23 protein-coding genes and 1 pseudogene are annotated in these 21,894 nt (G+C 41.8%); 3 read left to right on the forward strand and 21 right to left on the reverse strand.

The window, feature by feature from the left end:
- Positions 1-144: 144 nt before the first annotated feature.
- The 16 genes from KHA99_RS17925 to KHA99_RS17995 all read right to left on the reverse strand — a co-directional run bounded on the left by KHA99_RS17925 (position 145) and on the right by KHA99_RS17995 (position 14,479).
- Entirely contained in the window at positions 145-942 is a 798-nt protein-coding gene (locus tag KHA99_RS17925) for an enoyl-CoA hydratase/isomerase family protein (RefSeq protein ID WP_213118805.1), read from the reverse strand.
- A 36-nt stretch (positions 943-978) separates the two neighbouring features.
- On the reverse strand, positions 979-2,472 hold the full coding sequence (locus KHA99_RS17930) for an aldehyde dehydrogenase family protein (protein ID WP_213118806.1): 1,494 nt from the start codon (positions 2,470-2,472) through the stop codon (positions 979-981).
- Positions 2,473-2,592: 120 nt separating this feature from the next.
- A complete protein-coding gene (locus KHA99_RS31655) occupies positions 2,593-2,757 on the reverse strand; it encodes a PaaD-like zinc ribbon domain-containing protein (RefSeq protein ID WP_443677939.1) in 165 nt (54 codons plus the stop codon).
- Positions 2,750-3,388 (reverse strand): Phenylacetic acid catabolic protein, encoded by a 639-nt coding sequence (locus tag KHA99_RS17935; protein WP_213118807.1) that lies wholly within the window; start codon positions 3,386-3,388, stop codon positions 2,750-2,752. The genes KHA99_RS31655 and KHA99_RS17935 overlap by 8 nt, the downstream gene beginning before the upstream one ends.
- The gene (locus KHA99_RS17940; protein WP_213118808.1) at positions 3,381-3,617 is read right to left on the reverse strand and encodes a hypothetical protein; all 237 of its coding nucleotides are present in this window, start codon (positions 3,615-3,617) and stop codon (positions 3,381-3,383) included. Before KHA99_RS17940 ends, KHA99_RS17935 begins: the two co-directional genes overlap by 8 nt.
- Positions 3,614-3,934: a metal-sulfur cluster assembly factor gene (locus tag KHA99_RS17945; protein WP_213118809.1), complete on the reverse strand. Its 321-nt coding sequence runs from the start codon at positions 3,932-3,934 to the stop codon at positions 3,614-3,616. The genes KHA99_RS17940 and KHA99_RS17945 overlap by 4 nt, the downstream gene beginning before the upstream one ends.
- Before the next feature lies 1 nt (position 3,935).
- Entirely contained in the window at positions 3,936-4,874 is a 939-nt protein-coding gene (locus KHA99_RS17950) for a Phenylacetic acid catabolic protein (protein ID WP_213118810.1), read from the reverse strand.
- A 207-nt stretch (positions 4,875-5,081) separates the two neighbouring features.
- Positions 5,082-5,960: a phenylacetic acid degradation operon negative regulatory protein PaaX gene (paaX, locus tag KHA99_RS17955; protein ID WP_213118811.1), complete on the reverse strand. Its 879-nt coding sequence runs from the start codon at positions 5,958-5,960 to the stop codon at positions 5,082-5,084.
- A 76-nt stretch (positions 5,961-6,036) separates the two neighbouring features.
- Positions 6,037-6,486: an acyl-CoA thioesterase gene (locus tag KHA99_RS17960; protein ID WP_213118812.1), complete on the reverse strand. Its 450-nt coding sequence runs from the start codon at positions 6,484-6,486 to the stop codon at positions 6,037-6,039.
- A gap of 125 nt (positions 6,487-6,611) precedes the next feature.
- Positions 6,612-7,406: an enoyl-CoA hydratase/isomerase family protein gene (locus KHA99_RS17965; RefSeq protein ID WP_213118813.1), complete on the reverse strand. Its 795-nt coding sequence runs from the start codon at positions 7,404-7,406 to the stop codon at positions 6,612-6,614.
- A gap of 291 nt (positions 7,407-7,697) precedes the next feature.
- Positions 7,698-9,485 carry an adenine deaminase C-terminal domain-containing protein gene (locus KHA99_RS17970; RefSeq protein WP_213118814.1) on the reverse strand — a complete coding sequence of 596 codons (1,788 nt, stop codon included), beginning with the start codon at positions 9,483-9,485 and terminating at the stop codon, positions 7,698-7,700.
- Between the two features lie 179 nt (positions 9,486-9,664).
- Positions 9,665-9,868, reverse strand: coding sequence for a CLC_0170 family protein (locus KHA99_RS17975; protein WP_213118815.1), 204 nt, complete (start codon positions 9,866-9,868; stop codon positions 9,665-9,667).
- 25 nt (positions 9,869-9,893) lie between these two features.
- Positions 9,894-11,108, reverse strand: coding sequence for a Ger(x)C family spore germination protein (locus KHA99_RS17980; protein ID WP_213118816.1), 1,215 nt, complete (start codon positions 11,106-11,108; stop codon positions 9,894-9,896).
- Positions 11,089-12,195, reverse strand: coding sequence for a GerAB/ArcD/ProY family transporter (locus KHA99_RS17985; protein WP_213118817.1), 1,107 nt, complete (start codon positions 12,193-12,195; stop codon positions 11,089-11,091). The genes KHA99_RS17980 and KHA99_RS17985 overlap by 20 nt, the downstream gene beginning before the upstream one ends.
- 50 nt (positions 12,196-12,245) lie before the next feature.
- Positions 12,246-13,841 (reverse strand): spore germination protein, encoded by a 1,596-nt coding sequence (locus KHA99_RS17990; protein WP_372447611.1) that lies wholly within the window; start codon positions 13,839-13,841, stop codon positions 12,246-12,248.
- A 152-nt stretch (positions 13,842-13,993) separates the two neighbouring features.
- Positions 13,994-14,479 (reverse strand): SdpI family protein, encoded by a 486-nt coding sequence (locus KHA99_RS17995; protein WP_213118818.1) that lies wholly within the window; start codon positions 14,477-14,479, stop codon positions 13,994-13,996.
- Between the two features lie 127 nt (positions 14,480-14,606).
- On the opposite strand from KHA99_RS17995, the gene KHA99_RS18000 reads away from it, so the two are divergent.
- Entirely contained in the window at positions 14,607-15,536 is a 930-nt protein-coding gene (locus tag KHA99_RS18000) for an ABC transporter ATP-binding protein (RefSeq protein WP_213118819.1), read from the forward strand.
- Position 15,537: 1 nt separating this feature from the next.
- Complete coding sequence (locus KHA99_RS18005) at positions 15,538-16,659, forward strand: ABC transporter permease (protein WP_249366723.1); 1,122 nt, start codon at positions 15,538-15,540, stop codon at positions 16,657-16,659.
- Between the two features lie 547 nt (positions 16,660-17,206).
- On the opposite strand, the gene KHA99_RS18010 is transcribed toward KHA99_RS18005, so the two are convergent.
- The 4 genes and pseudogenes from KHA99_RS18010 to yycF form a co-directional block, all read right to left on the reverse strand.
- Positions 17,207-17,986 (reverse strand): nitroreductase family protein, encoded by a 780-nt coding sequence (locus tag KHA99_RS18010; protein WP_213118820.1) that lies wholly within the window; start codon positions 17,984-17,986, stop codon positions 17,207-17,209.
- A 123-nt stretch (positions 17,987-18,109) separates the two neighbouring features.
- Positions 18,110-18,175: pseudogene (locus KHA99_RS31405) on the reverse strand (hypothetical protein); the annotation flags it as partial.
- A gap of 226 nt (positions 18,176-18,401) precedes the next feature.
- A complete protein-coding gene (locus KHA99_RS18020) occupies positions 18,402-18,635 on the reverse strand; it encodes a hypothetical protein (protein ID WP_213118821.1) in 234 nt (77 codons plus the stop codon).
- Between the two features lie 194 nt (positions 18,636-18,829).
- Positions 18,830-19,540: a response regulator YycF gene (gene yycF, locus KHA99_RS18025; RefSeq protein ID WP_213118822.1), complete on the reverse strand. Its 711-nt coding sequence runs from the start codon at positions 19,538-19,540 to the stop codon at positions 18,830-18,832.
- Positions 19,541-20,387: 847 nt separating this feature from the next.
- On the opposite strand from yycF, the gene KHA99_RS18030 reads away from it, so the two are divergent.
- A complete protein-coding gene (locus KHA99_RS18030) occupies positions 20,388-20,768 on the forward strand; it encodes a GNAT family N-acetyltransferase (RefSeq protein ID WP_213118823.1) in 381 nt (126 codons plus the stop codon).
- Between the two features lie 161 nt (positions 20,769-20,929).
- Here the strand turns inward: KHA99_RS18030 and KHA99_RS18035 are convergent, their stop codons facing one another.
- On the reverse strand, positions 20,930-21,580 hold the full coding sequence (locus tag KHA99_RS18035) for a YdeI/OmpD-associated family protein (protein ID WP_213118824.1): 651 nt from the start codon (positions 21,578-21,580) through the stop codon (positions 20,930-20,932).
- Positions 21,581-21,894: the final 314 nt, after the last annotated feature.

The raw sequence follows: 21,894 nt of genomic DNA on the forward strand, positions 1-21,894 counted from the left end.
CTCCAATAGATTAGTAAACTTGTCTATCCGGACCAATCCTGCAGCCAAAATCTAGGTGGAGTCAATTCTTCTTTCGTTTCTTTTGACAGGGGGAAACAGGGCTGGCTCGTTTGCTGTCTGAACCAGTCCTGCTCCTGCTCTATATTACTGACCTGTCCATTGCGGTGGTCGTTTTTCAATGAATGCCGATAATCCTTCTTTTGCATCCTGGGAACGGAACAATAAATTTTGTAGTTCGCCTTCGTAACGGATGGCGGCATTTAATGGCATTTCCTTGCCATTCATGATAGACAGCTTAATATTGGAGATGGCATAAGTGGCGCTTTCTGCAATCTTTCTTGCGTAGGCCAATGTTTTTTCACGTGTCTCTTCTTGAGGATATACTCGATCAACCAATTTAATTTGCAGAGCTTCTTGCGGTGTTAAGGTTTCCCCAGTGATATTCAGGTCTAGCGCCTTTGAATGTCCGACCTGCCGGGCTAGTCTCTGCGTTCCTCCCGTACCGGCCAGCACACCAAGCGAGACTTCCGGAAGGCCAATTCTTCCAGCCTGGTCGCCCATGAAACGGAGGTCACAAGCCAATGCCATTTCCAGGCCTCCGCCGACGGTATGCCCTTCCAAACAAGCAATCCAAACCTGTGGAGAGCGGGCGATTTTGTCAAGGGTTTCATTACAGAATAAACAAAATTGTGTTTTGAATCGCGGCTCTGCTGCCTTCAGGAAATTGATATTGGCACCCGCCGAGAAAAACTTAGGCATATCACTCATCAAGACTGCTACTTTTATATCTTGATCAAAGCGGATATCATCAATTGCCGCGTTCAGTTCTTTGTAAAATTCCAAATCATAGGCATTTGTTTTATTTACATGAAGATGGATTTCCGCGATTCCATTCTCCTTTTTCACTGTCAATGTGTTAGTGCTTAATTCTACTTGCGACATGTTTTTTCCTCCTATTATTTGAAGATTTTGATAATTTTAAATCCCAAAAATATTCAATGGTTTAGTGCCAATGTAGGATACAACACTCTTTGTTTCGCTGTATAACTCAAGGGTTTCCAGGGATAATTCCCTGCCATAGCCTGATTGTTTATACCCTCCAAAAGGTGTTCCCGGGAAGGCGGAAATCGGACTGTTGACCATTACGATTCCGGCTCGAAGTCCAGCGGCGATTCGGTGGGCTTTGCCATTGTCGGTCGTCCAAACAGCAGAACCCAGCCCAAAAATGGAGTCATTAGCGAGTTCGAGCGCTTCTGCTTCATCGGTGAATTTCATTACGACAACTACCGGTCCAAATACTTCTTCTTGCGCAATCCTCATATCGTTTGACACATTACCGATGATAGTAGGCTCATACCAGTAGCCTTTTTCAAATTCCGGTCCTTCAGGACGTTTGCCGCCAAAGAGAATCTCTCCTCCTTCTTCAACAGCAAGCTTCACATAGCCATCGACCGTTTCCTCATGGCTTTTCGAAATAAGCGCTCCCATATGGGTATCCTTATGGAAGGGATCTCCTACTTTAAGCTTTCTGGCTTTTTCAATCAGCTTGACAACAAATTCATCATAAATAGATTCCTGTACAAAAATCCTTGAACGTGCTTCGCAGGATTGACCTGTATTATAGAAGATTCCATAAATTGACCCAATCACCGCCGCCTCCAAATCGCAGTCAGCAAACACAATGCTTGGCGATTTGCCTCCCAATTCCAAGGTTACACGCTTCAACGTTCCAGAAGCCCTGGCCATGATGTCCTTCCCGGTTTCCGTTTCACCGGTGAATGCTACCTTATCTACTCCTGGATGTTCGGTTAAATAAGGTCCGATTTCCGCGCCGCTGCCCGTCACGACATTCACGACACCCGCAGGTACACCTGCCTCATGGCAAATATCGGCGAGCATAAAGGCGGTGATCGGAGTATAGCTGGCCGGTTTTAACACGATTGTACACCCCGCAGCTAATGCAGGAGCTACTTTCCATGCCGCCATCATTAAAGGGTAGTTCCATGGAACAATTTGCGCACAGACACCAACAGGCTCCTTCAATGTATAGTTGAAAAATCCATTTGGAACCGGATTCGTGCGGCCGCCGAAAGTGGTGATGGCACCGGCATAAAACTCAAAGTCCTCAATCGCCTGATTAATTTGCCCCTGGGCCGCTGCCACGGTTTTGCCTGTATTCAACACCTCTGCCTCGACTAATTCATTAAAACGCTCCCTCATGATTTGGGCGATTTTATTTAGGACCCGGGCCCTTCTGGCTGGTGTCAGCTTTGGCCATTTGCCTGTATCAAACGCCTTGCGCGCGGCAGTAACGGCGCGGTCGACATCCTCCTTCGAGGCTTTGGCGACCTTCGCCAGTACCTCACCTGTTGCCGGATTATGGGTGTCAAAGAATCTTTCATTACTACTATTTTGATAGTTTCCATCGATCAGAAGCTGGTACGTATCCTTTATGGTTCTGGTTTGCAGCATCGATTTAACTCCTCTCATAATTTTTTTACCATGGCAATTCCTTGGCCTACCTCATGAACCTGCTGGCATGGCGGGTTCGGCAATCGCGGTTTTGTTTATCTGAAGGGCCCCCCTTCTCCCTCATTCATTCCCCTGGGGTTCCTGCCAGCGGATATACTCAAAGACACTATAGCAGCTGTTGCAGTAATATTGTCTGACTAGTTGCGCAGTCCCAAAGGAGGAGATTTTCTCTACCTGTTCGGAGGAGCAGAACGAACATTGGACCATTTCTTTCCCCTTACACATGTTGGACCTCTTCGAAATTCGTTAACTGCTCGATTTCTGATTTAAAGGTTTTTACAAGATTACTATTATTTAAGATAATTGCTTCAGATTGTAATTGAGGGTCCTTCTCCACTTTGACCAGCCATTGTTCAACCTCTGCAACAGCTTTTTCCAAGTGTTGTTTAAAGACTCTCGGAACGGCGCCACGGTCCCGAAGCAATTGCTTGCACCAGCTTTTTGCATAGAGTAGATGTTCTTGCTGTTCTCTGATCATTTTATTAAATGGTGTGGGAAGATTTGGCGGCTCCGCTTTCAAAATCGCCTTTATCACTAAATCGACCGCTTGATTATTTGCATATAACCCGGCAATGAGCGACAGCCAATTGGAGGCATTCACCAAGGCAGGAAATGCCTTACCGGTTTGTTCTTTTACTTCCATCTTGCTTGCATTCAGTCCTTGTAATTCATTGGACCATTTATACATTAATCGTGCATGGCCAAGCTCTGCCTGAGCCATCGCAATGGAAGATAGGGAAGCTTCGAGTGTTGGGCCGCTGATGCCAATTTCCACTAACCGGTCGCCGGTGATAAATTTGTTATCGGCAATGGTTTCCGCCAGCACTATGAGAGAGTCATTCTTTTTATTAGCCACAAGAAACACCTCCTTTTGCAAATAACGGTTCCGGAAGACGCACTTCAATTAAATGATCTTTTCTGACCACTTGCATTTCCACCCAGGTTTCTTCATCGTAAATATGCTGGGCATAGATTTTTGCCAAATCGGCATTTTCTGCCAGTAAGGAGCCCACCTGGATTAAATCATCCCCCCGGTTGATCCGGGTAAACAAGAAATACTCATGCCGCTGACTTTTTTTTGTCATGAACTGACCCCCCATGTCTTTAATTTTAGTTTTCCTTTTTCGCTTAAATTGCTGACCGTCCATGGCGGGTCCCACACTACATGAATTTCCACATCCCTGATTCCTTCTTCCTTCAGCAGGCGTTCCCTGATATCGTTTTCAATCCATTGCATGCAGCCGCATCCGGTTGAGGTATAGGTCATTTTGACGGCAATTGTGTCGTCACCAATCTTGGTGATGTCGTAAATTAACCCCATGTCGACGACGCTGATTGGAAATTCGGGATCCATGACCTCTGTTAATGCCTCCCAGTATTTTTCCGTTTCCATGGTTTTCATGTCATCCGGCCTCCATTGCCCGTAATTCCTCTAATTCAAGGGCACCCTTTTGAATTCTTTCAACAAATTCCACATTTTGCGGGCCGCGCTTTTTAAAGCGTTCAATGACACCTTCCCATGTGTCCGGCTGGTCGGTGAGCCATTTTTTATTTTCGACATTAAATTTGCACGGGAACGGAACATCTATTACATACTTTCTTTGCTCCTCATCATAGTGGGCAGGTACTTTTACACCAATTGATTCACAAAATGGAACGGCTGTGGACAGCCACTTTTGCCTTAACTGGTCATTTGATTTTCCCTTCAGTTTGTAATCCAGCTGTGCAGAACGGCTTTTCAAATTGTCGGCAACACCGAAAAACTCCAGCCCCATTAGGAACATCCAATCTACAGCTTCCTGAACCTGCTTGGCTGTGTCCGGATTTTTCATTCCGGCGCGCATGATGATTTCGCCATTTCGGAGATGAAACAGTTCTTCTTTGTCAACCTTTACGAGAGCGCGCTTCCAAGGTCCATAGGAGGTGTTTTCGTATGCATCACCAAGCAAGGTGTATCCTGCCCGGTCAAACAGTCCGTTGAAGACGCCCAGTTGAATCCAATTGTCCAGTTTAAAATCAAATGCGTACGGATTTTTCCACCGATGGGCCGGGCGTTCGTACAGAAGAGCTTCTACATCTTCACTAAGTTCTTCCAACAATCGATAGGCAATATGGGCATGACCGATTTCATCCTGTATAACAGCTAATGCCGTAATCTTATAGTTTAGATTGGGCGCCTGATTATAGACTGTTAACAGCGGAGGAACGCTTAAAAGCTCTGTATCGCCAACAATAGTCAATGTCTGCTTCAAGGCGCGAAGATATTCTTCGTTCATATCATCCACACATTCCACCATAAAACCATCCTTAATCTTGTCGATCAACACCTCAGCTTGATTCAATTTTTTCGCCTCTTTTCATTACGTTTTATTTTTCATCGTCTATAATTAGTAATATAGAATATTTAAAATTATCTGTCAACAAGTTTATTACGTTTTTATGTTGATAATGATAAAAACATAATCTATTAATATCTTTCATATTTATAGGATGATAAAAAAAAGACGCCTTTCGTGTGAAAGACGTCTTTCCATTTCCCGACATGTAAATTATATATAAATCTCTTTAAAAGGGTTAATCGCTCTGCCCCGGTTGGGGGATATTTCTTTATCAGGGGCGCCTTCAAAGATTGATTCAAAAAAGCGGATCGATGGTATGGAAATTAATTGGTGAATATTCCAGAAAAGCTCTCTTGCCTTGGCCCCAATCCAGTCATCCGGCAATAGGTCACGCGGAAATCCGGGGTCCTGGAAAAGAAATTTTCGATATTCATGAACAATATTCGTCCGCTCAATAAAACATTCTTCGTCTTGCAATGTATTATTTAAAGCTCTTTCCCTGAGCTCTTCGAATCTTGGAGAAAATTCCTCAATGAACCTATGATAATTTTCCGCAACCTGATCCAAATCCCAGGCTTTTTCAATAATCCCTTCACTCGTATGGGAGAGCACGTCGGAGGTATTAAATAAAACGGTATTTTCTTCAATTTGGTAATTGTGAATCATCGCCATTACTTGATCCTCGAGCGGATTGGGGCTGATCCAAATACTGTTTGAAATCATGCCAAATCCCGTCCAGGTCAGCTCTTTGCGGATTTCATTTCGCAGCTCGCGTTTTTCCTCAGGGAACGAATAACTGAAAACCCGCCATTTGCCGTCCCAAGATGTATTAGAAGCTGAAAAAACCCGTTTTACCCCATCATCGACTCTTCTCTTTCCTTGGGCTGTAACAGAATAATAGCTTTTATTTCCCAGTTTTCTTACTTCCAATAAATTCTTTTGTACCATTCGCAAAATCGCACCGCGAACAGAAGATTCCGATATGCCAAACCTATTCATTAGCTGAATTAAACTTCCAACCCAAATTTCTCCACCATAATGTTGAATGTATTCCCCATAGAGAGTAAACATTAATGACCTTGGTTTCATCGTTGTCACCATCTTCTTTTGTTAATAGTTAGATTCATGCGATCATTCTTCATCCATTATAGAGGAATACCATTTTTTATGCATTATAACTGGTGAAATTCTCCTTTAATTTAGTATGAATATTTTCTTGTAAAATGTCTTTTACATCTTCTGGGATCGGCACTGCCTTGATCCCTTCCGGCATTTTCTGCACCCAGCCACGCACCTCATAGCCATGTGCTACACGGTTTCCGTCCCTAAATACCTCGTGGCGCAGTTTTAGTGTTTTCCTATTCACCTCCGCTACTTTGGTTTGAATAGTGATAAGATCGTCATAAAACAACGCTTTTTCAAATGTACATTGAGCATCCAGTAAGGGAACGATAATTCCCCGTTCTTCCTCCAATTTCACAGGAGCAAGCTGGCAGCTTTTGAAAAATTGATGGCCAGCAATGTCGAACCATTTAAAAAAGTTGGGATAATAAACAATTCCCGCTTTATCCGTATCACCCCAATTAACAACGAATCGCATTTCATTGGACCTCATTCTATTCCTCCTATCAGATTTAACAAAAGGCGATATCGATGACCGATATCGCCCTTGGTTGGTACTATAAAAATGTATTCCTCTACTTTGCTCAGCTAATTTGTGTGGTCGCTAGCTTTATTCAATTACTTTCCGGCCCATTCCGGCTGGCGCTTTTCAATAAAGGAGCTTAACCCTTCTTGCGCATCTGCGGAACGGAATAATAGATTTTGCAGTTCCCCTTCATAGCGGATTGCCGCATTTAATGGCATTTCCTTGCCATTCATGATGGAGAGCTTAATATTTGAGATGGCGTAGGAGGCACTGCTGGCAATTTTTCTTGCATACTCCAATGTTCTCGCTCTAGTTTCTTCCTGCGGGAACACCCGGTCAACCAACTTAATCGCCAACGCCTCTTGTGGTGTTAAGGTTTCGCCGGTAATATTCAAATCAAGTGCCTTAGAATGGCCCACTTGACGAGCTAAACGCTGAGTTCCTCCGGTTCCGGCAAGTACCCCAAGTGTTACTTCAGGGAGTCCAATCTTTCCGGCTTGGTCGCCCATAAAGCGGAGGTCGCAGGCCAACGCCATTTCCAAGCCGCCGCCGACCGTATGGCCCTCAAGGCAGGCAATATAAATCTGCGGAGAACGGGCAATTTTATCCAGTGTTTCATTGCAGAATAAGCAGAATTGTGTTTTGAATCGCGGATCCGCGGCCTTAAGGAAATTAATATTTGCCCCGGCTGAGAAGAACTTTGGCATATCGCTCATTAACACGACAACTTTAATATCGCTATCAAAACGAATATCATCAATGGCAGCATTTAATTCTTTATAGTATTCCAAATCGTAGGCATTCGTCTTGTTTACATGAATGTGAATTTCGGCAATTCCATTTTCTTTTTTAACGGTTAAATTTTTTGTTTCGGTTACTGCTGACATTTTTATTCCTCCTCGGATTTTTTATTATGGTTTTTTAAACAACGTTTCTAATACATAATATACACAATATTTTAATAATTCACAACACTGTGAATTCAGTCGATTTCATTACAATACCATTCTTTTTCTCCTTGTTTCTACCCTATTCTTCTATTTCCTTAAATTATCATTTTTTTACTATGAAAATATGAGAAACCATCAGGTATCCCCCCAGCAGACAAATCATACTGTTCCTAAAGCAAATGGACCATACATGAGCAATCATGTGTGGTCCATTTTTTGTTTAAGCAGTTAATTTTTTATATGATAGCATTCTGTATTTAACGGAGCGGCGGCGAGCAAAATTTCATCTGTTTTCACTTCATATAAGCCGTATGGAACCAGCCTTAGGCCTGGCAAGAAGTCACATGTTAAAAACAGCAGAGTATAAAGAATGTCGTGGAATGGAAACCCTCGCTCCTGCAGCATCAACAATAACCGGTCATGGTATTCTACGGAAACATCAAAGGAAGGACTGGTCGTCATCATCCCTGTAAATGGGAGCGGGATCTCTAATACGATCTGATAGCCATCGACAATCACAATTCCCCCACCCATGTCATAAACCCTCGCTGCGGCTATTGACATTGCCTTTGGATCTCTGCCGGCCACCAGCAATTCAGTGGTCGTATTATAGGTTGATGCCATGCCATCAAGATGAACAGCAAACCTTTCTAGAATGGCTTTTGAAATCCACTTGCCGCTTCGATCAATCAAGACAGCATTAATCAAGCCTTCGTGATTGGACAGATCAGCATATCCATCGACGGACGGAAGAACTGTATCCTTGCGCTGGGTGATCACATTGCTTTTAAAATAAGCAACAGGAACAGTGCTGTCTTCAGATGGATGGGGATATCGGTAGAGATCGGCCTCGTTTAGGATTGTTTTGCTAAAAGCAAATGGTTCTTTTACTATATATTTTTGCCACTCGATTTCAGGAAGTTGAACCAGCATTTTGCCATTTTCAGCGGCAATTTCTCCCGAGGCAATGACGAGATCTGGGCGGAAGTCGTGCAAATCAGGGAGGATCAGGATGTCCGCTTTCTTTCCTGGCGCCAGGCCTCCGACATAATCGTCCAGTCTTAAATAGGCTGCTGCATTAAGGGTAACCATCTGAAGGGCCTTCATGACGGGTACACCAAGTTCGACGGCTTGTCTGACAAGCCCATCTACATAGCCATCTTTGTTAATAAATCCGGGGTGTGGTCCATCTGTTGTCATCAAGATTTTATCGGTACTGACATTCCCTTCTGTAATCAGTTTAATCAGTTCAGCCAAATCCGGTCTTAATGAACTATTGCGAAGGGTCGTCCACATTCCCAAGCGAAGCCTTTCTAATGCTTCCTTTGCCGTAATCGCTTCATGGCAGGCCGACACACCTGAGGCAACAATGGCATTTAATTTTTCATAGGAGCAGCCGGCCGTGTGTCCATCGGAAACTTTCCCCAATTTCTTAATAAACTCCATTGTTTCAAGCAAAAATGGATCTCCATTATATAGTAACGGCCAACGGGTCACTTCCGCTGAACCAACTACCTCGTCAAGTTCTAGCAGCTCCCATACATTCTTATGGTTAAACCAGCCTCTTTCCCCAGGGAAATCAGCTTGAGAAACAAGCCTCGCCAGCCAAAGAAAGTTTCCGGGCAAACTCCGTAAATCCTTCACCATTTCCTTGAACCCTTCCGCCCCCATATGCAGATAAAAAAATAAATTATCATTCACTGATGTCGTCGTCCCGAGAGGCAGAACTTTTTCTGTAATGCTAACAGGGTTATAAATGACCCATGGATGGGCGTGCGCCTCAATAAATCCTGGGGAAATATATTTTCCTTCCGCATTGATGACCTTCGTGCGCTCCCCAATGGAGGCTTCACTAGTACCGATATAGGCGATTGCATCCTTATAGACAGCAATATTCTGCTGCAAAAATTCCCCTGAATAGACATTAATGACGGTTCCGCCCTTGATATACAGATCGGCAGGCCGAGTTCCCTTGGCCACTTCAATTAATTCACTGCGTTGTGCTGTTAATCTCAATCCTCTTCTCTCCCGTCCTTTGGAATTCATACACGCCTTTTCTAGTTGAAAACATTATGTTTTATTTACCTTTGTATATTTAACATAATATTACTAGGTTGGAAATTTATATGTCAAACAAAATATTAATTGTTTTTTGGCGCCCACCAGGTCGTCCAACCTCTATCAAGGGAACAAAATCACCAGACAAGGTTCTGATAGATCCAATTGAACAGTATTAATCCAATTCCAATGGATATATTAATCCAGCCTAGGATCAATGAGACTTTTTGTTCCTTTTTCTGAGCTGCCTTTTTATATTTTTTGGCGTCTGTTAGTAGAAGCATGAAGCCGGATAGGCCGAATAGAATGATGACGTACACCATATAACCGATATTATTCAAGCGAACCTCAACCTACCTTTATGTATTATTTTGCTTTCATGCCGACGCGGTGAATCAGGGTATCCACTTTAACCTCGTATGTTAGCTGTTGATAGGCTCTCTCCCAGTTTTCTTTGGTTTTTATTTTTCCGTTCCAATACCGCGGAAGCTTTGCCCGAAAGTATTCCCCAAAACCGAAAACATCGGAACCGGCTGCTTGCGTCGTGGAAATCAATTTTTCAATCGAATTCTTCATGTTTTTGGCTGTTTCTTTTTCAATACTTTTCAACACTTTAGAGTGGTTTATCTTAATTTTGGGACTTTCCTTTTCATCGATTTCACATTCATAGCGGATCTTAAGCCTGACGTGAGGAAGACCGTTCTTCAGCTCAATCTTCCGCTTGGTTTTGCGGCTTCTTATTCGCACCATGACCGTTTTGTCGCTGCCAGGTACTTGGACAAAGGCGCCGTACCCGCCTTTGCCGACCCCTTTTATCGCCATAAAAACGCCAATTTCAAGCGGTGATGTCTTGCCAATCATCTTATCGCCCTTAAAGTAAGCAAGGCCTTTTAGCTCAATGATATTCTTCTGCTTAATCGATAAGTATGGAAGGTAGGCTTCCTGCCCTTTACTCGAGTAAATGGTCCAAAATAATCCGATAAAACTAGGCGGGAACCTCCCCAAAGCTGATAAATTATCTACCATATCCGCCAAATACAGTGAGGGAACCCGGTCCAGACTTGGTTCTAGCTTCATATATTCAGAGGCTGCCTCTTTTGACACGACAAGCGCAGCGGTCCTTCGTATTTCTGGATTACGCCTGAGCAAATCATTTAGCCGTTTCGTTCCGTGCCTCGCCACTTTTTCATTTAACACAATTATGCGTAAATGACCGAGAAACAGCTCATTAGCCACCTGCTGCTGAAGATTTTGCAAAGCGTCTTCCAATGAATGGCCCACGACACTCATGATCAATACCGGCTTTTGGCCTCCTCCTTGTTCAGGACCAAGCGGAATCCGCCCTGGTATCGCAATCTGTGCCGTCACCTTAATCAAATTCCCCTGTGGCTTAAGAAAGCTATTTTTTAAATGAGCCACTTCTCCATCTTTATTCCGATCCTTTTCGCCGGCTTCATCAATTCCAATGGCCAAAACATTCGCGCGACGTTCCATTTCCATTGCGTCCCAGCAGCCTGAAAGCAAAGGGAGGATGAGGATAAAAACCAGCAGAAGTCTTAGGCTACGTTTGTTGTGAAGCACTTCCTTTCAGCCCCCTATTCTTAAAGAAATCAATTGTCAGCAGCAAGCCGGGGTACACAATGGTAATCAGCAAGCCTACTCTGCCCACAAATTTAATAAACTCATACATTTGTAAAAGATTTTGGGGCAGCATGGCCGAAATAAATATGAATGGGAAAATAAAACAAGATAACATTCTTTGGTCCGGAAGGTTGAGCAGCTGTTTGATCGAATGAATCGTAAAATAATAGCTGGAGAATAATGTAGTGAATACGGCGGTTACCCAAACGGCTAGGAAGATAACATCCAGCCTCTGCAGGACATTTCCCGGCACTGCTGTCGTTCTCGCCAATTCCAGAGTCGGCCAGAAGATTTGCTTCATCTCTTCCGTCCCAAAAACAGAAACCGTCGCGATAACAAGTAATAAATACAATCCTCCGGAAATGGAAATCCCCCAAAGGCTGGCCTTTATGGCTTTCTTCGGATTTTTCATCGAGGGGATGATCATCGTCACAATAAATGAGCCCTGAAATAGGGCAGAAATGGTCAGTGTCCCAAGAAACATATGCGGCAGATTGGTGCCTATTATCGGACGTAAATATAAAAGATTGGCATTCTTTAACGATAAGGCCACCACGATTAAAACAGGAGCCAATATCATTGGAAGATAAAAACTGTGAATATAGGAAAAGACATTGATATTATTTCGGCAGCTGATACAAGCGAGCAGCAGCATGACAATCACGGTGACCTCCAATGGGGTTTCCTGCAAAACACCGGCCACCACTACCTCACCGAATTCGCGGGCAGCAAGACCGGTTAAGATAAAGAAAAACAGGATGACAAATAAGCTGCAAAATCGGCCAAACCACTTTCCGATGATGTCTTCACTATAGGTAATAATGGTCTTTTGCGGATGGCGGATCCCCAAAAAGGTAAGAATGAATAACCCAATCGCCCCTAAAACCATTCCTAGAAACGTGACAAGCGGTGCTCCGGTGCCGCCCGCCTGTACCGCAAACAAAGGCAATGGCAGAACTCCCACGCCGATAATGGTGCTAATTAAGATCGCAGCAGCTTGAGTTGTTGTGATGTGTCTAGTGTCCATTCCCTAGAAGCCTCCATTCCGTGTATCCTGATCGCATCAATTGCTTTACGCTATTCGTTCCCGAATTCACTTCGATTAATATCTTTACTTAATCGACTGCGGTTTGCGGGATTGAGAAATGCCGGTCTTTTAGGCATCGACCACAATGGGGCCCGGAAAATCACATCTTTCAACCCCTGGTAGTTTTCTGGGGAGACTGGCGCCATATACGGCACCCCGAACGATTTCAACGACAGCATATGGTTGAAAATAAAGATAATGCCGATGACGACTCCATATAATCCAAAAATACCTGCCAGAATCATGATGGGAAACCGCAGCATACGAAGGGCAAATGCAGCGGAATAGGCAGGAGTCGCGAAAGAGCCAATGGTGGTCAGGGCGATCGCCACAACGGTGATTGGGCTTGCCAAACCTGCTTCAACAGCTGCCTGCCCGACAACTAAAACCCCGACAATGGATAAGGCGCCGCCGACCTGCTTGGGCAGACGTACGGTGGCTTCCCTTAAGACCTCCATGGCTACTTCAATAATCAATACTTCCACAACGGCTGGGTATGGAACCCCCGCTCTTCCTCCTGCCACGGCTATGGCAAATTCGGTTGGCAGCAATTCCGGATTGAACGAGATGAACGAGACATAAAGCGCAGGAAAGACCAGCGAAAACACAAGGGCCAGCATCCGGGCCAATCTGACAAAGCTGCCCATCAAAAACCTGGACGAATAATCCTCTGCTGTTTGATAAAATTGGTTAAAGACAACAGGGACCAGCAAGGCAAAAGGGGAACCATCCACAAAAATGGCCACTCTGCCTTCGGCCAAATTGGCGACTGTTTTATCCGGTCTTTCTGTACTTTGAATTTGCGGAAACGGGGAAAAAGGATTATCCTCGATAAATTGTTCAAGATAGCCAACATCCATGATGGCATCGATATCGATTTCAGACAGTCTTTTTTCCACTTCCTGAATGACGGTTTCACTGGCGATGCCTTTTAGATAACAATAGGCTACGGTGGATTTAGTCAAGCGTCCAATTTTCATAGTTCTGACTTGGAAATCGGGGGTTGGAAGACGATAGCGCAGTAAGGCGAGGTTGGTTTGGATATTTTCAATGAATCCTTCACGGGGCCCTAATATAATCTGTTCGGTTTCTGGCTGACTGATGGCCCGCTTTTCCACATTGCGTGTCCCAATCCGAATCGCTTCCTTGATACCGTCGATGATCAGCAAGGTTTCACCGCATAAAATGTACTCGATTAATTTTTCCATATTCCACTCAAGTTTAGCCTGGCTATGATAGATCGTTTCTTTGATAATCATATCGGTTATTTGGTCTAATGACCGGTTCCGATCCTTTAAATGATCCGGCACATACATAAGGGGTTTCAAAATATCATGATTAATACTATCCTGATTTACTAAATTAGAAAAATACATAATTGCCGCTTCATACTGGCCAAATACTTTGAAGTACTTCATGATCAAATCATCATTATCACCTAAAGCCTGTTTAATTCCAGACACTGTGTCATCAAGTGAAGGAGAGAGAATCGCATCGGAATCGGCCTTCACTCCTTTATTAAAAGGCGCCGCGTCTTTTCCAATGTCCCTTTTTTTCGCCCGTTTCCTCTTTATAGTAAAAGCCACGATACCGCCTCCATAACTATAACATTTGCAAAATCACTCTAAATAAACTGGGGCTTTTTACCCAGATTCAAAGTGAAACACGGGGACGGTTCTACTGCTTCAAAAGCAGTTGAACCGTCCCCGTGTCTCTATCATATTCAGTTTCCGGCGAATTACACTTTCCCTTTTTCCCTTTTATACACCATATAGGAATAAATCATGACCAGGGCAATTCCGACCACTAATGCCCCAAGGAAAAGGTACATTCCCATGGAACCTATAAAGGTGGTGATTAATGGTACAAGGCCAATAACGACAAAAACATATCCTCCAAATCGGTGTGTTTTTTTCCAGACATATTCTGATGCCAGGGTCCAAGGTGTCCGAATGCCGAAGAAATAGTTATGCCGGATTTGCGTCATGAAATTTCCAAAAACGATAAACATAATACCAAGCAGCGCCGGTACAACTTTTTGAAAAGGAATATCGTATCCCAGCCCACTAAACAGCCCCATTAAATTAGTGACGACGAGAAATAGGATAATCACAGAGTTGATGATGGAAAATGCGCCGGTATGCTTTTTATAAGCTTCCCTCTTCGGATCAATGGACTTAAAAGCTAAATAAAAAAAGAGGCAGGAGAATGAACTGCGCCCCATGCCTCGGTTTCTTTAAAATTTATGAATCCTTTCCTATTTCACAACATAGGTATAACGTGGTATGCAACTTTTGGAATTGGGGCTTTTGTGACAAAATGGCTGGTTTCCAAGGAAAGGTGATGTGACGATGAATATTTTAGAGGTCCGGAATTTGAAGAAATCGTTTGGTTCCATACAAGCCGTCAAAGATATTAGCTTTTCTGTGGAAGAGGGAGAGATTTTTACCATTATCGGGCCAAATGGGGCAGGAAAAACGACCACACTTGAGATGATTGAAGGCTTGGTTACACCGGATCATGGAGAAATACAGTTTGGTGAATTGAACTGGAACAAGCACACCATAACGATTAAAAAGAAAATTGGCGTACAGCCGCAATCTAGTGCCATGTTTGATTTATTGTCTCCAGAAGAAAATTTGAATCTATTTGCTACATTTTACGATAAGGCACGGTCAACTGAAGAAATTCTCAAACTGGTTAATCTAACCGAGCATCGAGTGAATCAAGTCAAGAAATTATCTGGCGGTCAGCGGCAACGACTGGCTATCGGGCTAGCCATGATTAGTGATCCTGACATCGTATTTCTGGATGAACCCACGACCGGACTCGACCCTCAGGCACGACGCAATGTTTGGGAGATTATTCTTGAGCTTAAGAAATTAGGAAAAACCACTATTCTCACCACTCATTATATGGAAGAAGCCGAAAAACTAAGCGACCGGGTTTGCATCGTGGACCAAGGATTGGTTGTAACCTTGGATTCCCCCTCCGCATTAATCGAAAAATTAACAAATGAACGAGAGGTTCGCTTATCATTCCTTGATGGAGAAAAAGCCGCCCAGGATGCAGAGCTTTTTGCAAGTGCTCTTGATTCTGTGACACGTACAGAACGTGAGGGCACCGCACTTAAGCTATGGACCATTAAACCCGAGGATTTACTGTTTGACCTTTTTAAATTTACAAAAGACAAGGAATATCAAGTGGAACAAGTTTCGATTCGCGAAATGAGTCTTGAAGACGTCTTTATTGCTTATACCGGCAAAGAGTGGAGGGATTAAGATGAATAACCTCAAGCAATTTAAACAAATGTTCCTTGCTCAATTAAAATTAACACTCCGTGAAAAACAAGCGTGGTTTTGGGGGATCTTTTTTCCAGTTATTTTAATGGTCATCTTTATGACGATATTTGGCGGCAGGTCAAACGATGATTTTAGCACGAAAGTTGCCATTGTTAATGAATCTTCAAATGAAACGTCTGCTGTGATGGCGAAGCAATTGCGGCAAATTCCTATTATTGAAGTAAGCCAAAAGGACCCTATTAGTGAAAAGAAAGCAAAAGTTTTAGTAAAAGAGAAGGAAGTCGATGCTGCCATCGTCTTACCAGAATCAGCAAAGGCCACCTCGATTAAACTGATTGTGAACAAAGAAAATGAACAAAGTGTTTCCACCCAAGTCGTTGCGGGTGTCCTAAACCAGTTCATTCAGCAGGCAAACCTGCAGGCAGTTGGTGCAGCCCCAACCTTTGAGCAGCAATTTGAAACCATTTCTTCAGGCAGTTCGGAATTGGAGTATACGGATTTTCTCTTAACCGGGATGATTGCGTTATCGATTGCCCAAGGCGGCTTATTCGGCATGGTTGACTTAGTGGATATGCGCAGGAAAGGGTTAATCAAAAGGCTGCGGATGACCCCGGCAAAAATGGGCATCTTTGGCCTCAGTGATATGGTGATGCGCCTGTTATTCAGCACCATTCAAATCATTCTCTTATCCTTAATTGGCGTATTCGTATTCGGCGCCAATTTGTTTATTAATTTTCCTAGCTTGTTGCTGGTTTTCTTAATGGGAGCCCTCTCCTTCAATGGAATTGGCTATTTGATTTCTTCTTTTAGCAATACAAATGAGGCCTACATGGGTGTAGCAAACATTGTCAGCTTCCTGATGATGTTTGTCAGCGGCATTTTCTTTCCGGTTGAAACCATGCCCGATTGGCTGCAGCCTGTATCCAACATCCTCCCGCTCACCTATTTTGCCGACGGTCTAAGAGACAGTATGGTCTATAATACTTCTATTCTCTCAACCCCACTTTGGTATGGATTTTGCATTATGCTCCTTTGGGGTGGAATTGCCTTTATCATTGGTTCCTTGTTATATAAAAGGAAATCGATTGTGTCAGTCAGGTAATACGATCATGTAAGAGGAATAGCTTTTTGCCACGCTGTAAGCGACCGAACACTTGGAAAAATAACATGTTCGGTCGCATATAGCCTTTCTATGCTCCCCAACTCTTGAAAAATTCAGCGGTTCGGTCGCATATAGCCTTTCTATACTCCCCAACTCTTGAAAAATTCAGCGGACCGGTCGCATATAGCCTTTCTATACTCCCCAACTCTTGAAAAAAACAACGGTTCGGTCGCATATAGCCTTTCTATACTCCCCAACTCTCGAAAAATTCAGCGGTTCGGTCGCATATAGCCTTTCTATGCTCCCCAACCCTTGAAAAATTCAGCGGTTCGGTCGCATATAGCCTTTCTATGCTCCCCGACTCTTGAAAAAACAGCGGTTCGGTCGCATATAGCCTTTCTATGCTCCCCAACTCTTGAAAAATTCAGCGGTTCGGTCGCATATAGCCTTTCTATACTCCCCAACTCTCGAAAAATTCAGCGGTTCGGTCGCATAGGAGCAAAAACAAAAATATTTACGAAAACAGCATAAACAAAACTCCTACTCCCTACTCATTTTCCATAAAATTCTGCCTCTCCAAGTAGTTCAGCACTGTCTGTGAAAACTCAAGGTGAGATTCCTTCGTATACTTGGCAATGGTGTAGATTTGGGCGAGGTTTTTCAATCCTAAACGTTCGGTCATTTCCTTAAGCCTAGGGTTCGCCATGTACCGGTTCCAACCGTTTTCATTTCTATCTTTGTAGATTTCGAGAATGTCTTCTTCTGAATAATCTTGATACTGGTCATAGTGAACAAGTCCATGCCTGGGCAATCGGTCACGTGGGGCAGGGTTTTCTGCAGGATACCCTAATGAATAACCAACAACCGGTACGACATTTGGCGGCAAGTTGAGCAGCTCGCCAATTTGATCGCAATTTGCAAGAGTTGAACCCATATAGCAAATGCCCAGCCCGGCATTCTCTGCTGCTAACGCACAGTTTTGTGCGACCAACGTGGCATCAATGGCGCCAATCATAAAGCTCATAAAGTTATCGAAATGCACAGGTGCATCATTAAGAGCAAGCCATTTTCGCATTCTATTAAAATCAGCACAAAATGTTAGTAGAATAGGTGCATCCACTACCATCGATTGGTCCATATGTGCGGAGTACAATTTTTTCTTTAGCTCTTTGTCTTTCGTGACGATAATTGAATACGTTTGCATATTTCCGCTAGAAGACGCACGGATGCCCGCATCTAGGATTTGATCCAACAGTTCTTGACTTACTTCCCTATCTTCATATTCTCGTATCGACCTGTGCCCGAAGATAACATCGTTTAGTTCCAACGTAATCACTCCCTACAAATAGTATAGCATGGGCAGAGAGATGAGGACGGTTGGGATTTCCTTTTTTCACTCTTCCATCCAACAACAGTAAATTAGATAGTATGTAGTATTTAAAACATTTTTTTAATTTGTTTCCAAAATATATTTTTTACTATATTTATACTCTTTTTCAAGGTCACTCAGAGTTAATTCATAAAAATGCTTATTATTTTTTTATAAATACCTAATTTGAGATTATGCTGCTGCAAAAGATATTGGAGGTTGCCTTAAAGGACATGAAATAGATGTGTTTATCCCATCAAATGAAGCTATGGATGATTAAGAGGAACAATTGGATTGCACCATTCTGGACCAGATACAAAGAAGCCGCTCAGGTAGAAGCGGATTCTTTGTCTGGTAATCGTATTAATCTTTTCTATGATATCATTACAATACTTTTTTTAGAGACCTTCCCAAATGCCTTGATAAGATTATGTAAACATTGAATTCGTAGTGTTTCTTCAAACAAAAAAGTATTTAAGATTTCCTTTTCCAGCAAGTCAAAAACTCTTTTGGCAGCATCTTCATGATCATAACTGTATCTATTAGATAGATAATTAACTATTTCTCCCTCATAATATTCGATTGTGCCAAATAAAACAGTTGCCACGAACCTCACCTCCCAGTTAACCCTTCGTTGTCTTTTGATCATATAACTGTAATATCTAAGCATCAACTAACTTCAGCATTTTTTAACAGAAGTGTTAGGATTGTTTAATATAATACGAGATTTTAATACTACTGAAACACAGTCAACATTAAATGGGCATTTTTAAGAGATTTCATTAGAAGATTGATAGGTCATCAGACATTACACTGTTCAGGATTCCGCAAATAATATCCAACTCCGCGACGTGTAGCAATCAAAGCTGGATGGCTCGGTGTATCCTCAATTTTTTCTCTTAATCTTCGGACCGTTACATCCACAGTCCTAGCATCCCCGTAATAATCGTACCCCCATACGGTTCGCAGCAGATGTCCCCTTGTCATGACTTGACCGATATGCTGCGCCAAATAGTAAAGCAATTCAAACTCACGGTACGTCAATTCAATCGTATTTCCGCACTTTGAAACAACATATGCATCTGGATGAATAACAAGGGAACCAATGACAATATCATTTGAATCATTTTCAAATACCGTTTGGGTAATACTTGTATTACGACGGTGCAGTTTCGCTTTGACACGAGCGATTAATTCCCGTGTACTAAATGGCTTTGTTACATAGTCGTCAGCCCCAAGTTCAAGCCCCAGCACTTTATCAATTTCAGAGTCTTTTGCAGTTAGCATAATGATTGGCATTTCATATTTTTTTCTGACCTCCCGGCAAACTTCCATTCCATCCCGGAGCGGCAGCATAATATCGAGAAGGATTAAATCCGGCTGAATCTCCTTCACCAATTGAAGGGCTTCAATTCCATCATAGGCGGAATAGACACTATAACCTTCTTTTTTTAAATTAAACTGCAAAATATCCGCAATTGGCTTTTCATCATCAACGACAAGTATAATCATTTGATTATTAATACTCCCTTCATGATAAATTGATTTATTAATATTTAGGATATAAATAGAGCCAGCACCTTAATAAAAGGAAGCCGGCTCTGCATGGAGGGTACTTGGTGTAGAAACTACTTTATCATAGTTGTTTTACATTTCAGTTAAAGAAGTAGAACAATTTGGTAAAATTTGTTTAAAAGTTTAATTATTGAATAACCACTGCTTCTGTTCTTTTTCATTAACTAAACCTTAATTTTTTTACACAATTGTACTATTTTCCCAACCGAACTGTAAACAAACTTTGATATAGTAAATACAATCGATATTCTCGATACTTTTCCTAGGTTAATGGCTAATTAAAATCCATAAAAAAATTTCCTGTTTCTTTTGCTTTAGATACGATTTTTTCGATGACACTCCTTTTTGTTGTGTGTTTCCTAAATATCTATTTGAAAAACGGCAAGAAGAAAGGGGTTTTTTTCGTGGATTCATTATTAACAATTATTATAACCGGACATCCTTTTATAACTTTAATGATCGCAATTGTGGCGCTTGTACTTTTGGAAATAGCACAAAAATAAATCGTGCGATAATGGAGTGAAATTTAATAAGATGAAAATCCTAACTTTTCACGACATTATATTTAAACCTACATTATAATTTTGCTAACGGGTTAAATTGTGTAAATTTTCTGAAATATATTTTTAATGAGATATACAACATTTTGTAAAACAATAAGATTTAATTCTGCTAAGTTTAATGTAATTAATAACAGAATAGTAAATCAACATCATACCATTTTCATAATGGAGTACCTAATTGACTTGCTACAAGTCCATTTCATATGAATGAGGGATTAAAAATGTTGACACGTTACAAAAAATCGTATAATAAAATAGCCATGGGCTTATTATCGTTTATGCCAAATGAAAAAGATATGCAGAAACTTCAGATTACGATTAATCAATATGAAACTGACCAAGACCACCAACTCTTTTTATGGAAGGAAGAAAAAGGCATCATTGGTCTTATCGGTGTTGTATTTGTAAATAATCACCTTATCCAAATCCAACATATTTCAGTTAACCCTTCCCATCGTGGTCATGGAATCGGTAGTAGGATGGTTAAAGCCCTAAAACAGCTTTATCCAGATACTAGTTTTATCCCCGATGAAAACACAGCTGCATTTTGTGAAAAATGCGACCTAAATGAATCCTTCCTTTGGTCGGAAGCACCGGTATGACTCTTCATAAAAATACATACAAGTAACGCTTATTAACAGATACTCATTACATTTTTTCTCTTTATACACAAAGTTTATCTGCTAACTACTCCTGTGATAATCCTGCTCCCTTTCGAAAATCTTTTATCTTTTTACCTAATGTCAAATAGAACACTAAAAGTCTATTTCTTTTTTTGACGATATAAATCAACTGATTTATATCCCTGTGATAGGATTTCGACCATTTGTTTTTGGCGTTTTTCACGTGTTTGCTGCTGCTTAGCAGAAAATATGTAGCGCGCCCAATCCTTTTGATAACCTGGTGTTAACTCTTTATACAGTTTCAGTTCATTGGGATGATCAGTTAAAAGCATTTCAACATCCTTTATATTTTCTTCATAATCTGCTACACATTGACTAGCAGCTGATGACTTTTGAGGCTTCATTTTTTCGCGCTTTAATCCAACTACAGTAAAGACATCATCCATCCCCACCATTCGTGAGAATTTCAAGTCGCTGTTGGCTACATACCCATCTTCGCCCACTTTCATGGCTGGAAAGATTTCATCTCTATGTATGAACGTTTCATACCTCTTGTTCCCTTTTTTCGGATAGGCAAAAAATAAGTATCCTTTTTCTAGTAATTGCTGTTCATTGATTATCCTTTGAGTATGGGCCACCATTTGATCGAGCGTTTCAATAAAAATAAAGATCGCATCTTGTTCTCCAGTTAATTCATTCTTATATCCATTAAATAAATCATAATCTTCCGGTTGATTAAGTACGGCAAGATTACTATACTTGCCCAGATTTAATTTATCGATAATTGACATTACTTTTCTCCTTCCTTTAACCAGGGTCAAATTGGAACTCTGCTACTCTTTTCTTGTGGTTATTTTCACATCAATCTCTCTTAATAGTTTACCTACTTCAGCTTCTTCCCAAACCCCACACGTTTCTATCCTCTATCATAACCTTCAAAAATGCAAAATCCTATAAAATACAGGAATTAATTGTAATATTTTCAGGGAAATATTTTGTCTTTTTTTCGAGAAAAATGAAATTTAATAGGGATTTCGCAAGGAATGTCCTTTTTACTCGAATGTATTTGCAGGAGGAATAATTAATATAGTAATCTAGCTTTTTT

This window comes from Neobacillus rhizophilus, from assembly GCF_018343535.1.
GTDB classification, from domain to species: domain Bacteria; phylum Bacillota; class Bacilli; order Bacillales; family Cytobacillaceae; genus Neobacillus; species Neobacillus rhizophilus.

Excerpts from the sequence above, each read along its gene's own strand:
- KHA99_RS17960 (WP_213118812.1), bottom strand. The coding sequence starts at position 6,486 with ATGAGGTCCAATGAAATGCGATTCGTTGTTAATTGGGGTGATACGGAT.
- KHA99_RS17965 (WP_213118813.1), bottom strand. The coding sequence starts at position 7,406 with ATGTCAGCAGTAACCGAAACAAAAAATTTAACCGTTAAAAAAGAAAAT.
- KHA99_RS17985 (WP_213118817.1), bottom strand. The coding sequence starts at position 12,195 with ATGGACACTAGACACATCACAACAACTCAAGCTGCTGCGATCTTAATT.
- KHA99_RS17945 (WP_213118809.1), bottom strand. The coding sequence starts at position 3,934 with ATGAAAACCATGGAAACGGAAAAATACTGGGAGGCATTAACAGAGGTC.
- KHA99_RS31655 (WP_443677939.1), bottom strand. The coding sequence starts at position 2,757 with ATGTGTAAGGGGAAAGAAATGGTCCAATGTTCGTTCTGCTCCTCCGAA.
- KHA99_RS17925 (WP_213118805.1), bottom strand. The coding sequence starts at position 942 with ATGTCGCAAGTAGAATTAAGCACTAACACATTGACAGTGAAAAAGGAG.
- yycF (WP_213118822.1), bottom strand. The coding sequence starts at position 19,540 with ATGATTATACTTGTCGTTGATGATGAAAAGCCAATTGCGGATATTTTG.
- KHA99_RS18005 (WP_249366723.1), top strand. The coding sequence starts at position 15,538 with ATGAATAACCTCAAGCAATTTAAACAAATGTTCCTTGCTCAATTAAAA.
- KHA99_RS18000 (WP_213118819.1), top strand. The coding sequence starts at position 14,607 with ATGAATATTTTAGAGGTCCGGAATTTGAAGAAATCGTTTGGTTCCATA.
- paaX (WP_213118811.1), bottom strand. The coding sequence starts at position 5,960 with ATGAAACCAAGGTCATTAATGTTTACTCTCTATGGGGAATACATTCAA.
- KHA99_RS17995 (WP_213118818.1), bottom strand. The coding sequence starts at position 14,479 with ATGGGGCGCAGTTCATTCTCCTGCCTCTTTTTTTATTTAGCTTTTAAG.
- KHA99_RS18030 (WP_213118823.1), top strand. The coding sequence starts at position 20,388 with ATGTTGACACGTTACAAAAAATCGTATAATAAAATAGCCATGGGCTTA.
- KHA99_RS18035 (WP_213118824.1), bottom strand. The coding sequence starts at position 21,580 with ATGTCAATTATCGATAAATTAAATCTGGGCAAGTATAGTAATCTTGCC.
- KHA99_RS17940 (WP_213118808.1), bottom strand. The coding sequence starts at position 3,617 with ATGACAAAAAAAAGTCAGCGGCATGAGTATTTCTTGTTTACCCGGATC.
- KHA99_RS17930 (WP_213118806.1), bottom strand. The coding sequence starts at position 2,472 with ATGCTGCAAACCAGAACCATAAAGGATACGTACCAGCTTCTGATCGAT.